Origin of the sequence: Bacillus cereus group sp. Sample62, from assembly GCF_036851315.1 — a bacterium.
In the GTDB taxonomy this organism is placed as follows: domain Bacteria; phylum Bacillota; class Bacilli; order Bacillales; family Bacillaceae_G; genus Bacillus_A; species Bacillus_A wiedmannii.
This window is the reverse complement of record NZ_JAFLPK010000001.1, coordinates 1756038-1771246: the sequence shown is the minus strand read 5'-3', so window position 1 is coordinate 1771246 and position 15209 is coordinate 1756038. Positions and strand designations below refer to the sequence as shown.

Below are 15209 nucleotides of genomic sequence, written 5' to 3'. Positions count from 1 at the left end.
AGGCGATTGTATATTACTTGTCTACCTCACGCAAAGTATCGCCATTTCCATACTTGGCTTTGCATGAGACGCTGCAGTGTCTGGCAATTGAATTATAATCGCCATATAAACACCTCCTAATATACCTTTTGTATTTTATTATATGATAAATCCCTTCCCCTTGCATCCACATCCTTTTTTAAAGCATGAAATTACTTAGTTTGATATAATACTTTTTAGTCCAATCAAAAACTATAGTGAGGTTACATTATGAAGAAGAAAATAATCATTACAATCGTTACATTATTCATTATTACTGTAGCATTATTCGGAACATACAAATTGATGAATGCAAGAAGTTTTCAATTGTTTGGAGATTTAACAAATCGCGTAGAAACAAATGAAAAAATAATTGCTTTAACTTTTGATGATGGTCCTACTAACAATGTAAAACAAATATTACCACTACTAGATACATACAATGCGAAAGCTACTTTCTTTTTAATCGGAAATGAATTAGAGAAAAATCTATCGTTAGGAGAAGCTATCGTACAATCAGGACACCAACTTGGAAACCATACATATTCTCATAACAGAATGGTTTTCAAAACACCTTCTTTTATTAAAGAAGAAATAGAAAAAACAAATTCATTAATTCGCCAAACAGGATTTACAGACGAAATTGATTTTAGACCCCCTAACGGAAAAAAATTAATTGGACTACCATATTATTTAAATAAAAATAATATCGAAACGATTACATGGGATCTTGAGCCTGATACTTTTTATAAATCTGCGGCAGATAAAATTGACTACGTTAATAAAAATGTAAAACCAGGTTCTATCATTTTACTGCACTCTATGTATGATGAGTCTAATGAAAGTTTACAGACCATTGAAGGTATTTTAGACTCTTTATCTAAGAAGGGCTATCAGTTCGTAACAGTAAACGAACTACAAAAAAGAGCAAAATAAAAAGGTAGCGTATCATAAAACGATACGCTACTTTTCTTTTTAAATAATGCCAAGTACATTTAAGAATACGATAATAATCGCAATTGGTGCGATAAAGCGAAGTAAGAATAACCATAATACGAATAATTTATAGCCCTTATTTTTACTTACACCAAGTTCTTTCATTAATACATCTTTCTTCATTTTTAAAGGAACAAAGATGGAAACTAATAAAACACCAAGTGGCATTAGTACGTTACTAACCGCATAGTCCGCTAAATCAAAGATTGTCTTTCCGAAAATCTTCAGATCACTTAATATACCAAATGATAATGCTGATGGTACCCCGACAACGAAGATTAATAATCCTACGATTAAAGCCATTTTTTCACGTTTTCCTTTACCTTTTGCAGTTAAAGATGCAACGCTAATTTCTAACATCGAAATTGCTGATGTAATAGTAGCAAAGAAGAATAGTAATAAGAAAACGATGAAGAATAATTTTCCGAACGCCATTTTACTGAAAATAGCCGGCAATACGATAAATAATAGTCCTGGTCCTTGAGATGGTTCCATTCCAAATGCGAACACAACTGGGAAAATTGCAAGTCCTGCAAGTAATGTAATTACTAATGTTAAAGCTACGATAGAAAATGCTGAACGCGGTAAACTTTCTTCCTTCGGTAAGTATGAACTATATGTTACCATTACTGCTACACCGACCGATAATGAGAAGAACGATTGACCCATCGCATATAAAATAACTTCTGATGTTACATGTGAGAAATCAGGTTGTAAGAAGAAACGAACTCCTTCTCCCGCGCCGTCTAATGTAAGGGCACGAACAATTAATACAAAGAATAAAACGAATAGCGCTGGCATGAAATATTTATTTACTTTTTCAACACCGTTTTGTACGCCTTTACTTACGATAAAAATAGTAATAAGAATGAATAATAACTGTGCTCCTACTGCTAAATAAGGATTGGAAATGATTTCACCAAACGTAGCTTCGTATGCGCCATTTCCTTCCCATAGTCTACCTGTAATTGCATTCCATAAGTATAATAAAATCCATCCCCCTACAACACTGTAGAAAGAAAGTAATATGAAACAAGTTACAATCCCTAATTTCCCTAACCATGGCCATAATGTTTTTGGTGCGATTTCTCTATATGCATCAACAGCCTCTTTTTGTGTACTTCTTCCGATAACGAATTCAGCTAATAATAGCGGTAAACCAATTAATAATGTGAAACCGATGAAAATAAGGAAGAACGCCCCGCCTCCTCCGATGCCGGCCATATATGGGAATTTCCAAATCGCCCCAAGACCAATTGCTGAACCTGCTGCAGCTAATACGAAACCTAATTTCGATGTCCATTGCTGTGAATTCATTTGTTAATCTCCTCTCTGTCTCTTTTTCTTTGTTTCAGTTCAGTATTTATATTGTTCTATCAATACTCTTTTCTAATACGTTCACTTCCTCCCTAATAATAAAAAAACGCCCCTACGTAAATACGTAGGGACGACAAAAATATCGCGGTACCACCCTAGTTATGAAGATATACCAAAGTTAGGACCTAAATAAAAAACGCCCCTACGCAAATACGTAGGGACGATAAAATATCGCGGTACCACCCTAGTTATGAAGCCACACCAAAGTTAGGACCTAAATAAAAAACGTCCCTACGTAAATACGTAGGGACGATAAATATCGCGGTACCACCCTAGTTGTGAAACAATCTTCACCACTTTATTTGATAACGGTATAAACTACCGTCTTTCATTTCCTCATAATGTGAGATTTATGAAAGATGCTCCAGGACGAACTTCATGAATAATCTATATACTGATTCACACCAACCATCAGCTCTCTGAAATAGGGAGATATTCACTACTATACCCTTTCATTGCCCAAATATTATTTTCCGAATTGATTACTATCATTTTTATCATACATTAAAAATAGTGTCAACTTATATTTTGAATTTTTATGTATTACATTCTATTTTAAAATGTAAAATATGACTTTTAAATGAATAATATTAGAATATTTATGTTTCATACTATGTTAACTTCTCTAACAGGTTTATAGTAATATACGATGAATGCAAGACAGCACGAGTAGGAGGAAAGAATTTTGTCTACTTCAAAAGTTTTAAAAGGAACTGCTTTATTAAGCGGTGCGACAATGATTTCACGTATATTAGGTTTTATATACTTCTTCCCTTTTCAATTATTAGTTGGGACGCAAGGGGTCGCTTTGTATGGATATGCATACTCTTGGTACGGTATTTTATTAAGCTTCTCAACAGCTGGTATCCCTATTGCCGTCTCCAAATTTGTTGCAAAGCATAATGCGCTTGGTGATTATAGTACAAGCAAAAAATTATACAACTCTAGCGTAAAATTAATGTTGTTTATGGGCTTTTTAGGGTTTTTAATTTTATTTATTGGAGCACCGTACATATCACAATTTATTATTCGTTCGAAAACGCCAGATCCACAATTTATTGCCGACGTAACACTTACGATGCGAGCATTAAGTTTCGCACTTATTATCGTACCAGCTATGAGTGTTACACGTGGTTATTTCCAAGGATTTCAGCATATGAAACCAAGTGCTGTTTCTCAAGTCGTAGAACAAATTGCACGCGTTGTTTTCATTTTAGTTGGTAGTTTTATCGTTTCAAAACTATTAGGGGGTTCCGTAGCTTCTTCTGTTGCAGTTGCTACGTTTGGCGCTGTTATCGGGGCACTTGCCAGCGTCTCTATTTTAATGATGTACTGGAAAAAGTATAACCGATTAAAACCTCCCGAAGGTGAATTAAAATCAAGGGCATCGAATATTCCATTAAAAAATATTTATATGGAATTACTTCGATATGCAATCCCAATTGTATTTGTCGGTATTGCAATCCCGCTCTATACGTTAGTAGATCAATATACTGTAGCTGATGTCCTTAGAGCGATGGGAGAACCTTTAGAAACAGCGAATGCAGTGTTCGCTTATATAACAAACTATGCCCAAAAGTTAATTATGATTCCAGCTTCACTTGCAACTGGATTCTCGTTAACGATCATTCCAGCTATAACGAAATCTTATACAAGCGGGAAACTAGAAGAATTACAAGAACAAATTTCAAAGATATTTCAAGTCTTGTTATTCTTCACTATCCCAGCTGCATTCGGTCTTGCTAGCATCGCTTACGATGCATTCCGTATGGTTTATGTAAATCCTGAAATTGCACTTGGTGGATCACAATATTTAATTTCATTTGCACCTTCTGCTATATTAAGTGCGATTTTCACAGTTTCGGCAGCTATTTTACAAGGAATCGATTATCAAAGAAAAACAATGATTGCATTCTCAGCCGGTATTCTCGTTAAAGTTTTAGTAAATACACCGCTCTTACATTTATTTGGCGGACACGGTGCTGTACTTGGAACAATTCTTGGATACCTCGTTTCAAATGTTATTATGTTGTACTGCATCGTTAAGTTTGCGGAATTTAAAATTGGCGAAACAGCAAAAACAGTATTTCTTATCACGATTTATTCCGCAGCAATGTCTGCTGTAGTAATTGCATTAAAAGCAATTTTAAAATGGTTAATTCCTGGACAATCTTATATGGAATCACTTCTCATTGTCTTTATATGTGGCGCTGCAGGAGGGCTTGTTTACCTTTTATTCGTCCTAACAAGCGGACTTGCTTCACATATTCTTGGTGATAGAATTCAACGATTACCCGTACTAAGTAAATTAATCAAATAAACAAGAAGGGATGTAACTCATTGTTACATCCCTTCTTGTTTATTTCGCATATTGAATACGTTTTTGTTGTTCCGCAATATGTAATTCTGGAACATGTTGTTCTACTAAATGTAATATTTCTTCGATTAACACTTCTAATTCCTGTACACTATACTCGGGTTTCCCTATTAACGTATTTGCCATTCGCTCGTTTAGATTTTCTGGCTTAATACTCATTCGTTCCACATTATATGACATCCATTTAAACGCTGGGTGATGTACATACATTTTATTCAAACCAAATAAGACCCCAAATATATTTCTTTGCACTTCACAAATAACATCATATAGCATAAGCCAATCTTTTCGTTTTAAAAGTGCCTCTCGATTATGCCAGCGATTGCTTAACCAAAGATTTTCTGAAATCATCCGTTTCACTAGATCTTCTGGATATGCTACCACTCTCCCTTTTAATTCATTCACTTTCTCTTCTCCATACAAACTAACACCATCATGAACGGATGATACAATACATTGTTTTTCATAACTTATATCATATTGAACCACCACATCCAAAATAACTTTCTCTACTGTTTCAGTTAAAAAGTTACTAATCTCTAATTTAATTCCCTCTTTTGTCAAATACGTTTCCGACCATTCCTCTTCCTCGTAAGGGTAATATGACAAAATTGTTCCACCAATATGATTAATAGGCCCTTTACGATCCACGTCCTCTGGTGGCGCTGACCATAAAATATGTAATTCTATATCTGAATGTTCATCTTCTAACTTTCTAGCTACTGAACCCGCTAAAATAATAGCTTCGATCTTCGGATTTCTCCTATAAATCTCCGACATTTCTATTGCTTTCTCTTTTAATCCCACTTCATTTCCCCCTATAATCGCAGTACACCCTTAATTTTCATTTATCTATTTCGATATCACGTATTTTATTCCCTTTTCAAATTCCCACTAAATCATATTTCTATCCAATAACGTTGAACAATTTCCCCAGTATGAGAAGAAACTACTTCATTTTCTAACATACCGCCAACCTTTTGAATCGTTTTAGCCGAAGCAATGTTAACTTTATAGCAAGTTATTAACACTTTCTGCAACCCTAACTTTTGTGCTTCACCTAATGCAAGTTGTAGTTGTTTTGTAGCGTAACCTTGGCGACGTTTATTCGGATGAACACTATATCCAATATGACCGCTTTCCCGCAATAATTCTTCGTTTAATCGATGTCTAATATTCACAAAACCTATAAGTTCCCCGTTTTCAAAACTTAAAAATTGGCTAGACGGTACTCGATTACCTTGTAAGTTTTCTCCCACTTCTTGTTTACTCACTTTTTCAAACCATTCATCGAGAGAATCAAAATTTTGTAAAGAACTACTGCCGTGTGGTTGTTCTCCAACACGTAAAAATGCCTGCCTATACTCCTTAATTTGTCTACCATATTCATATGTTGGCTTTAATAGTTTCATTGTCATTCTCCCCCCTTTTTATCCCCTAAAACAAACACCTTAATAGCGACATGTTCACTATTAAGGTGTTTCTATCAATTTCATTCAAATAATCCCATACTCAAATAACGCTCACCTGTATCAGGTGCAATACATAAAACTTTTTTACCAGCGCCTAATCGTTTCGCTATCATAATCGCTGCGTAAACAGAAGCTCCTGAAGACGGCCCAACTAATAATCCCTCTTGTCTAGCTAAGTTTCTCATTGTCGTTAAAGCCTCTTCGTCTGCAATTTGAATAATTTCGCTATACACTTCTGTATTTAAATTTTTCGGGATAAACCCTGGACTTGTTCCTACTAGTTTATGAGGACCTGGAACACCGCCTGATAAAACAGGTGATCCTTTCGGTTCTACTACTGCAATATATAAGTTTGGTAGTTTCTCTTTTAACGTTTCCCCAGTCCCTGTAATAGTTCCACCAGTTCCAGCCGTTGCTACGAATGCATCAAGCTCGCCATCCATTTGTTCATAAATTTCAAGTGCAGTCGTATAACGATGAATATTCGGGTTTGCTGGATTTTCAAATTGTTGTGGAATAAAACTATTTGGAATTTGCTTTTGCAGTTCTAATGCCTTCGCAATTGCTCCTGGCATTCTTTGTTCTGCCGGTGTTAAAACTACTTCCGCTCCGTATGCTTTCAATAAATTTATACGCTCTTTTGACATATTGTCTGGCATAATTAAAATCGCTTTATACCCTTTCGCAGCTGCATTCATTGCTAAGCCTATTCCTGTATTTCCGCTTGTCGGTTCAATAATTGTATCTCCTGGTTTGATGAGACCATTCTCTTCTGCAACATGCAGTAAATTATAGGCAGCACGGTCTTTCACACTGCGTGACGGATTAAACATTTCTAGTTTTACATACACATCTGCTGCGTCTTCTGGAATAAATTTAGATAATCGGACGACAGGTGTATCTCCTATTAATTCTGTAACATTTTCACATAATTTCATAGTGCATCCCCTATTCTATCGTTTTCTTATCACTTGGTAATAACCAAGAAGTAAGTCCAATTAATGGTAGACAACTACATAGTAACATAATGAATTGTAGACTATATATGTCCGCCAATTTCCCAAGAACTACAGATCCTAAAGCTCCGAGTCCAAACGCAAGCCCTACAATTAACCCAGATACCATCCCTACTTTTCCAGGAACAAGCTCTTGCGCATAAACAACAATTACACTAAAACTACTTGAACTAATAAAACCGATACATAAAAATAGCGGTACGACCCACACGAGCGAAACGTGAGGTAATAAAAGGGCAAGTGGCGCCGAACCTATCATTGAAAATACAATAATTGTTTTCTTTCCAAATCGATCTGCTAACGGTCCACCAAAGAAAGTTCCTAATACACCGGCAATCATAAATGCGAATACGAAATACTGAGCATTTTTTATAGATAAACCGTAATGTTCAATTAAGTAAAATTGATAAAAATTCCCGATACCAGCACCGTACCAAGAACGTACAAAAGTAAGAAAAACAAGAAGTAGAATAACAAATTTAATATGTGTACTTACAATCGCATTTTCCGCCTCAAGCGCAGCCCTCTTTTTTCTTCTCACAGCGCCAGTTGCTAATTCATTCCTATACCAATTTGATACGAAAATTAATAATACAATTCCTACTGCTGCAAATGCGGTAAAACCTAAAGAACCAATTTGGCCAAGCGGAACGAAAATTAACGCTGTAAAAATAGGAGCTAGAGAATTCCCTGTATTTCCTCCCACTTGATAAATCGCTTGCGCTAAACCTCGTTTTGCACCGGCTGCCATATAAGCAACACGAGCACCTTCTGGATGAAAGACTGCGGAACCTAATCCGATAAATAAAACAGAAATAATAACAATAATAAAGTTCGGTGCAAATGCAAGTCCAATCATTCCAAGCATACTCGAAAACATACCGAGCGGTAATAAAAATGGTGATGGCTTCTTATCTGAATACATACCAAAGACCGGCTGCATGATCGATGACGTCATATTTAATGCAAACGCAATCCACCCTACTTGCATATAGGATAAATTCATCGTTTTTTCCAAAATAGGAAACAATGCCGGCACGACTGCTTGCATCGAGTCATTTAAAAAGTGACCGAAACTAATCGCAAATAGTATTCGATATATCGTCGGTGTTTCAACAGTGTTTTTTTGCGAAACTGCCTGCATACGTGTATTTCTCCTTCCTGTACAAAATATATATTTATTACAGATAGTGTAATAAAGTAAAACTTTAACCTAGATAAATTCTGACTTTTAAAACATTTCTATTCTATACTGGTTTCATTTCTTTTTCCAGAAATATCACTTCTTTAATAATATATTTTTTCTATATGTTTTATCGGATTTATTTATAGAAATTTTCTATATTTTCTTTTATACTAGGACAGAGATGAAGGAAAGGATGACAACTATGAAGAAAAAAACTAAAGGAATCGTTGCACTCTCAATCACATTATCTATGTTTTTAACAGCATGTGGTCAAAAACAAGAGGCAACAACTACCGGAGAAAAGAAAAAAGAATCTTCAAAACAAGTATTAAACATTGTAGAAGCTGGGGAAATTTCTACACTTGATTCATCTATCGCAACTGATGGGTTTTCTTACGCTGCATTAAACAACGTAATGGAAGGATTATATATGCCTGGTCCTGACAATAAACCTGTTCCCGCGGCAGCTGAATCATACACACTGAGCGAAGACGGAAAAACATATACATTCACATTACACGATTCAAAATGGTCAAATGGTGATCCAGTGACTGCTCATGATTTTGAATATGCATGGAAGCGTGCTATAAATCCAGAAACTGCTTCTGAATACGCACATATTATGTTCGATATTAAAAACGCTGAAAAAATAAATAAAAAAGAATTACCAATTGATTCATTTGGTGTAAAGGCGATTGATAATAAAACGCTTGAAGTACAGTTAGAACACCCTGTTCCATACTTTTTAGGGTTAATGGGATTTGCAACATTTTATCCTCAAAACAAAAAAGTTGTAGAAGCGCAAGGGAAAAATTACGGACTTGAAGCTGCAAATGTAGTTTATAACGGGCCGTTTCAATTAAGTGAATGGAAACATGATACAAGTTATAAAATGTCAAAAAACCCGAACTACTGGGATAATAAAAATGTGAAGTTAAGTGAAATTAATGTAAATATCGTAAAAGATACTTCCACAGCCGTTAATTTATTTGAAAGCAAACAAGTAGACCGAATTACGATTAATTCAGAGTTTGTTGATAAATATCAAAAAGATCCGAGCTTAAAGAAAATGGAACGTCCTTCTATGACATTTTTCCGATTTAGCCAAAAGAATCCTTTATTAGCAAACAAGAATGCTCGAAAAGCTATTTCGCTCGCTTTTGATAAACAAGGAATCGCAACAACGATTTTAAATAATGGTTCTATACCAGCGAATGCATTCGTTCCGAAAGGATTCGTAAAAGGACCTGATAATAAAGACTTTCGCAGTACAAGTAATGTAAAAGTAGAAACAAATGTGAAAGAAGCTAAATCACTATGGGAAACTGCGAAAAAAGAAACAAATTTACAAAATGCCTCTCTTTCAATCATAACAACAGATGAGTCTAACGATAAAAAAATTAGCGAGTTTTTAAAAGGTGAACTGGAGAAAAACTTACCTGGACTTAAAATCACATTACAGCCACTTCCAGTAAAAGCATTTTTAGATCGTGAAGGAAATGGTGACTATGAAATTTCACTTTCTACATGGGGACCAGATTATCCTGATCCTACAACATTCTTAAATATGTTTGTCACTGACGGACCGTTTAATAAGATGAGCTATTCAAACAAACAATACGACGAATTAATTGAGAAAACGAGCTCTACTTTAGCAACTGATTTACCAGCACGTTGGAAAGCGTTCCAAGATGCAGAGAAAATCTTACTTGAAGATGATGCAGCTATCGCTCCAATATTCCAATCAGGGCTTGTATATTTAGAACGTCCAACAGTAAAAGGTGTTGTTATTCGTCCATTTGCAGGAATTTATTCTTATAAGTGGGCCTCTATTACAGAATAAGAAAAAGGCGATCCTAACATATATTAGGATCGCCTTCTTTATTAAATTGCAAAACGCTTATACTTTTCGTAATCACTCGTCTTACATTCTACCTCTAGTTTTGTACCTTCGTTTTCATAACTTGTAGATAAAACGTGCGCATGATTATTGAAATAAGAAACTACCTGTCCTTGATCATACGGAATTAACATTTCACACTTCGTATACTCTTTATAAATGTGTGAACGAATCATTTCGACAAGCTCTTCTATCCCAACATGTTTCTTCGCTGATAAATAAACGCGGTCTTCTTGTACTTTCGGAATTTCAACATCTACCATATCTGATTTGTTATAAGCATAAATCGTCGGGATATTTTCTACTCCAATTTTCTTTAACGTCTCATTTGTAATATCAATTAACTGTTCATAATTTGGATTTGCGTAATCTACAACGTGAATAAGTAAGTCTGCTTCCGCTACTTCTTCTAACGTTGAACGGAATGCTTTCACAAGGTGATGTGGTAATTTACTTACAAATCCAACTGTATCTGTTAATAAAAATGATTTGTTATCTGGCAAATCAATATTTCGTACAGATGTTTCTAACGTCGCGAATAACATATCTTTTTCAAATACTTGTTTCTCTTCTGTACCGTTGTAAATTTCAAGCATCGCATTCATCGTCGTTGACTTTCCGGCGTTCGTATAGCCTACTAATGCTACAACTGGTACTTCATTTTTCTTACGTTGCTTTCGCTGCGTTTGACGCTGGGCAACAAGTGCTTCTAGATCTTTATTTAAAACTGAAATTTGTTCTTCAATTTTACGACGATCTAACTCTAATTTCTTCTCACCGACACCTTTATTTTTCGTACCAACTCCGCCGCTCTGTCTTCCTAACGATTCACGAAGACCGATTAAACGAGGCATCATATACTGAAGGTGCGCTACCTCTACTTGCAACTGCGCTTCTTTCGTTTTCGCACGCTGCGCAAAAATATCTAAAATTAATATGGTACGATCAATAACTTTACAATCTAAATCCGCTTCTAAATTTCGAATTTGTGAAGGAGATAATTCGTCGTTAAAGATTACCATATTCGCATCTACTTCATTTACATAGGCTGCTACTTCTTCAATCTTTCCTTTTCCAATATAATGGGACGGATTTACTCGTTGTAAATTTTGCGTCACTTGCCCAATTACCTCTACATCACAAGCTTCTGCAAGATTTGTTAGCTCTTCCATTGAATATGCAAAATCATCTTCATTACCTAAATTTACTCCAACTAAAACTGCTCTTTGTAATAATTCTTCCATATATTTATTCCTCCATTTCGATTACGTAAAATAAAAAACACAGGTTACTGCCTGTGTTTTCGTAAACGGATAAGGGTTCACCAAAGAAATAGAAGAAAGTTATACTTTCGTCCTATCTCATAGTCAAAAAGTCCCAAGATCATATACGCATCCACAATAAGTGTTCACCTATACGATCCCATTCTATTTATAAAGGCAAAACAAAAAGAGGGCGTATTCGTCCCTCCCTCTTTTTCACATATAAGCTTAATAAAGGGTTCCTTTAAAATAGGCAGACCAATCCCGTTCACTCTGCACACAGACAGAGCCTTTGAGCGCTATTCAATTATTGGCACAAAGTATTGAGACGTAATCTGATTAAGATCAAAGGAAGCCCCTCCGTTCATTTTAAGTTACATAAAGTGTAGCATAAGTAATTCGCTTTCACAAGGTTTAACAACCTATATCACGCGAAAGAAAATCCTTATATTTTTACTTTAATCGTCATTTTTTGCGAGTGCTTTTCACAACAAAAATAACAAAAGTAATTATCAATAACAGCCCAATGGAAATGATAGAAACTTGCCACCAACTTAAACTACTCACCATTTCCCCTTTTAAATCGACTTTCTTCGTCGGAATAGACTCTTTTGCAATTTGACTTAAAGCCACTTTGTCCGCTCCTGCCTCATCTAATCTCTTCGTTCCACTACAACTATGTGTGTGTAATTGTTTTTCAGATCCTCTTTGAGAAGAATATACTAAGTACTCTCCTCCCTCTACAAAGTGAAACACACAATCACCACCATTTGTATATACAATAATTTGCGAAGAAGTTGTCCCTTTCCAAATTTCCTTCACTTCAAATAATACTTCAATCCCAATCCCTTCTTTCCTTCCAACCTCAATTACCTTCCCCTCAAATACTACATCGTTTTTTTGGAATGCATCTTCTGCTGATACGTTAATACAATCACAAGCATAAGATTTCCCTGGAAAAATAATAAGAATAAAGCTACAAATAATGACAACAGGCAATATATACAAAATTCTTTTCAAAGAGCCCAACTCTCTTCATTATCAATTTTAAAAACTTATCGTATATTATTTTTTACAACACTCGCCAAATTCCTTCAAAGTAAGTTAAGCTTTTTCGTTTCAATACAATAAAAGTCTTTATTGACATTTTTACAACCTAATAATAGTATCAGGTTATAAAAATAAGTTAGGAGATGTTCTCATGCATTCTAAATCTCGTATTACTGCAATTGGTACTTATGTTCCAAATCAAATATTATCTAATAACGATTTAGAGAAAATGATTGATACGAATGATGAATGGATTGTACAAAGAACAGGAATGAAGGAAAGACGAATCGCGAGCGAAGACGAATACTCCTCACACTTAGCCATTAAAGCAATTGAAAATTTATGTACAACTTTTAAAAAGAACTTAGAAGATATAGACTGTATCATCGTCGCTACAACAACCGCTGACTATGTTTTTCCGAGTGTCGCGTGTCAAATACAACAACACTTCAGCATACCTCATACAATAGCATTTGATTTAAATGCAACTTGCGCTGGTTTCACATATGGCCTGCACATCGGTAATAGCTTGATTACTTCTGGATCACATGAAAAAGTACTTGTCGTAGCAACAGAGACATTATCTAAAGTTACTGATTACAGCGATAGAACGACCTGTATTTTATTCGGTGATGGTGCTGGCGCTATTTTATTAGAAAGAGATGAAAACAAACCAAGCTTTGTCGCCGCTCACATGGGAACAAATGGTGCTGGTGGCATTCATCTATACAGAACAAATCTATCTACTACTATGAATGGCACACCACTGCAAATAAAAGAAAAAATCGTTCAAAATGGGAGAGAAGTATATAAATGGGCAACACGTACGGTACCAGCAGGTATAAAAGAACTATTACATACCGCAAATATGCAAATAGATGATATAGATTGGTTCATTCCTCATAGCGCTAACTTACGAATGATCGAATCTATTTGTGAAAAATCTCAAATTCCAATACAAAAAACATTAACGAGCGTAGAATATATGGGGAATACATCTTCTGTCTCTATTCCACTCGCTCTAGATTTAGCTAGAAAGGAAAGGAAATTAAATAACGGAGACACACTTTTACTATACGGATTTGGCGGTGGTCTTACGCATTTAGGCCTTATTGTGGAGTGGGATTTAAACTAACATTTTTCTTTTATACAACTAACTACAAAAAAGCAGCATCCAAAGATTGGTTACCCCACTTTGAACGCTGCTTCTACTCTCTTAATTTTATTTACCTGTCCGAGCCCATATCACAACAGGAATAAGCATGAAAGCTAAAACGCCCCCTGCTAATGACAATGCCGCATAACTTGAATTCGCTACTACCATTCCTGACATCGCTCCACCTGAGGCTCCCGCTAGCGCAATAAACACATCTATTTTCCCTTGTGTTTTTGCACGTGTGGAAGGTATAGTTGCATCAACAATTTGAGCCGTTCCACTTATTAAACCGAGGTTCCATCCTAATCCAAGTAAAGATAAAGCAACAATTAATAGTATTAAAGAATCACTCGGCGCTATTGCAGCTATGACACCTGCTGCTAGTAAAATTACTCCGCCAGCTATACTCATCGTAGTTCTTCCAATTTTATCAATTAACATTCCTGTAACGAGAGATGGAAGATACATTGCACCTACATGAAAACCAATCACAAGTCCTACTGCACTTAAAGCGTGACCGTGATGCCCCATATGAACTGGAGTCATCGTCATAATTGCAACCATCACGATTTGAGTAAGTATCATTACGATTGCCCCAACTGTAATACCTCGTTTATTTTCTGTCGCTTCTCCTATTACTGGTTGCCCTTTATATGTATGCTCTTGTTTATATGTTTCTATCATATTAGCAATAAGTAACGGATCTGGACGAAGCATAACAAATAGAACAAGACCAGCTAGTATAAATGCTGCTGCCGATAATATGAACGGACCAGCAAGTTCAGGAATTCCAATTGAATGAGCAAACCTTCCCATTACACCTACTAAATTTGGACCTGCGACTGCACCAAAAGTCGTCATTACCATCGTAATACTAATAGCAGTTGCTCTTTGCTTTTTATTCGCTAAATCGGTTCCAGCATAACGTGCTTGTAAATTCGTAGCTGTGCCCGCGCCATATATAAGTAAAGAAACTAGTAAAAGAATAATACTATTTGTTAAAGCTGCCACCACAACTCCAATAGCCCCTAGCCCACCTACTATAAAACCTCCTGCAAGTCCTATGCGGCGACCATGTTTTTGCGATAATTTCCCAACAAAGAAAGCCGCTACCGCAGATCCCATTGTAAACATAGCAGCTGGTAACCCTGCATATGCATCTGTCCCAAGCATTTGCTGCGCAAGGAGTGCACCTACTGTAATTCCAGCCGCTAACCCTGCTCCACCGAACATTTGTGAGATGCTGACGATTATTAATGTTCGTTTATATAATTTTTGTTGGTCTTCTTCTGTATACATACGATTACTTTTTAAAGCCCCCGCCTTCTCCAACAATTCCTCATCCTCCCTTTAAAATTAAACCCTCTTGTTAATGTACTATGTTTAACGTTACATATTC

Annotated in this window: 12 protein-coding genes and 1 other annotated feature; of the genes, 4 read left to right on the top strand and 8 right to left on the bottom strand. The window is 35.7% G+C overall.

All coding sequences use genetic code 11. The features are described 5' to 3' along the window. Positions 1-249: 249 nt before the first annotated feature. Positions 250-954: a polysaccharide deacetylase family protein gene (locus J0835_RS09020; protein ID WP_087980153.1), complete on the top strand. Its 705-nt coding sequence runs from the start codon at positions 250-252 to the stop codon at positions 952-954. Between the two features lie 39 nt (positions 955-993). On the opposite strand, the gene J0835_RS09015 is transcribed toward J0835_RS09020, so the two are convergent. Continuing rightward, on the bottom strand, positions 994-2331 hold the full coding sequence (locus J0835_RS09015) for a sodium-dependent transporter (protein ID WP_087980152.1): 1338 nt from the start codon (positions 2329-2331) through the stop codon (positions 994-996). 302 nt (positions 2332-2633) lie between these two features. Next, positions 2634-2856: a binding site (T-box leader), on the bottom strand. Positions 2857-3076: 220 nt separating this feature from the next. On the opposite strand from J0835_RS09015, the gene J0835_RS09010 reads away from it, so the two are divergent. Then, a complete protein-coding gene (locus J0835_RS09010) occupies positions 3077-4711 on the top strand; it encodes a putative polysaccharide biosynthesis protein (protein ID WP_087980151.1) in 1635 nt (544 codons plus the stop codon). 39 nt (positions 4712-4750) lie between these two features. On the opposite strand, the gene J0835_RS09005 is transcribed toward J0835_RS09010, so the two are convergent. The 4 genes from J0835_RS09005 to J0835_RS08990 all read right to left on the bottom strand — a co-directional run bounded on the left by J0835_RS09005 (position 4751) and on the right by J0835_RS08990 (position 8400). Then, positions 4751-5575, bottom strand: coding sequence for a DUF4037 domain-containing protein (locus tag J0835_RS09005; protein ID WP_087980150.1), 825 nt, complete (start codon positions 5573-5575; stop codon positions 4751-4753). 92 nt (positions 5576-5667) lie between these two features. Further along, the gene (locus J0835_RS09000) at positions 5668-6180 is read right to left on the bottom strand and encodes a GNAT family N-acetyltransferase (protein WP_087980807.1); all 513 of its coding nucleotides are present in this window, start codon (positions 6178-6180) and stop codon (positions 5668-5670) included. An 80-nt stretch (positions 6181-6260) separates the two neighbouring features. Beyond that, on the bottom strand, positions 6261-7178 hold the full coding sequence (cysK, locus tag J0835_RS08995) for a cysteine synthase A (protein WP_087980149.1): 918 nt from the start codon (positions 7176-7178) through the stop codon (positions 6261-6263). A gap of 10 nt (positions 7179-7188) precedes the next feature. Then, positions 7189-8400, bottom strand: a complete 1212-nt coding sequence (locus J0835_RS08990) for an MFS transporter (protein WP_087980148.1) — start codon at positions 8398-8400, stop codon at positions 7189-7191. A gap of 244 nt (positions 8401-8644) precedes the next feature. Between J0835_RS08990 and J0835_RS08985 the strand changes: the two genes are divergently transcribed. Further along, a complete protein-coding gene (locus J0835_RS08985; RefSeq protein ID WP_087980147.1) occupies positions 8645-10285 on the top strand; it encodes a peptide ABC transporter substrate-binding protein in 1641 nt (546 codons plus the stop codon). A gap of 41 nt (positions 10286-10326) precedes the next feature. Here J0835_RS08985 and hflX read toward each other — a convergent pair whose 3' ends face one another. Together hflX and J0835_RS08975 are read right to left on the bottom strand one after the other, a co-directional pair. Beyond that, the gene (gene hflX, locus J0835_RS08980) at positions 10327-11586 is read right to left on the bottom strand and encodes a GTPase HflX (RefSeq protein WP_061673188.1); all 1260 of its coding nucleotides are present in this window, start codon (positions 11584-11586) and stop codon (positions 10327-10329) included. Positions 11587-12069: 483 nt separating this feature from the next. Beyond that, positions 12070-12624: a cobalamin biosynthesis protein CbiN gene (locus J0835_RS08975; protein WP_087980146.1), complete on the bottom strand. Its 555-nt coding sequence runs from the start codon at positions 12622-12624 to the stop codon at positions 12070-12072. Between the two features lie 181 nt (positions 12625-12805). Between J0835_RS08975 and J0835_RS08970 the strand changes: the two genes are divergently transcribed. After that, positions 12806-13789, top strand: a complete 984-nt coding sequence (locus J0835_RS08970) for a ketoacyl-ACP synthase III (RefSeq protein ID WP_087980145.1) — start codon at positions 12806-12808, stop codon at positions 13787-13789. Between the two features lie 87 nt (positions 13790-13876). On the opposite strand, the gene J0835_RS08965 is transcribed toward J0835_RS08970, so the two are convergent. Further along, on the bottom strand, positions 13877-15145 hold the full coding sequence (locus J0835_RS08965) for an MFS transporter (RefSeq protein WP_087980144.1): 1269 nt from the start codon (positions 15143-15145) through the stop codon (positions 13877-13879). Positions 15146-15209: the final 64 nt, after the last annotated feature.

Coding starts and splice junctions, on each gene's coding strand:
- J0835_RS08990 (WP_087980148.1), bottom strand. CDS start 8,400: ATGCAGGCAGTTTCGCAAAAAAACACTGTTGAAACACCGACGATATAT.
- J0835_RS08970 (WP_087980145.1), top strand. CDS start 12,806: ATGCATTCTAAATCTCGTATTACTGCAATTGGTACTTATGTTCCAAAT.
- J0835_RS08985 (WP_087980147.1), top strand. CDS start 8,645: ATGAAGAAAAAAACTAAAGGAATCGTTGCACTCTCAATCACATTATCT.
- cysK (WP_087980149.1), bottom strand. CDS start 7,178: ATGAAATTATGTGAAAATGTTACAGAATTAATAGGAGATACACCTGTC.
- J0835_RS09000 (WP_087980807.1), bottom strand. CDS start 6,180: ATGAAACTATTAAAGCCAACATATGAATATGGTAGACAAATTAAGGAG.
- J0835_RS09020 (WP_087980153.1), top strand. CDS start 250: ATGAAGAAGAAAATAATCATTACAATCGTTACATTATTCATTATTACT.
- hflX (WP_061673188.1), bottom strand. CDS start 11,586: ATGGAAGAATTATTACAAAGAGCAGTTTTAGTTGGAGTAAATTTAGGT.
- J0835_RS09015 (WP_087980152.1), bottom strand. CDS start 2,331: ATGAATTCACAGCAATGGACATCGAAATTAGGTTTCGTATTAGCTGCA.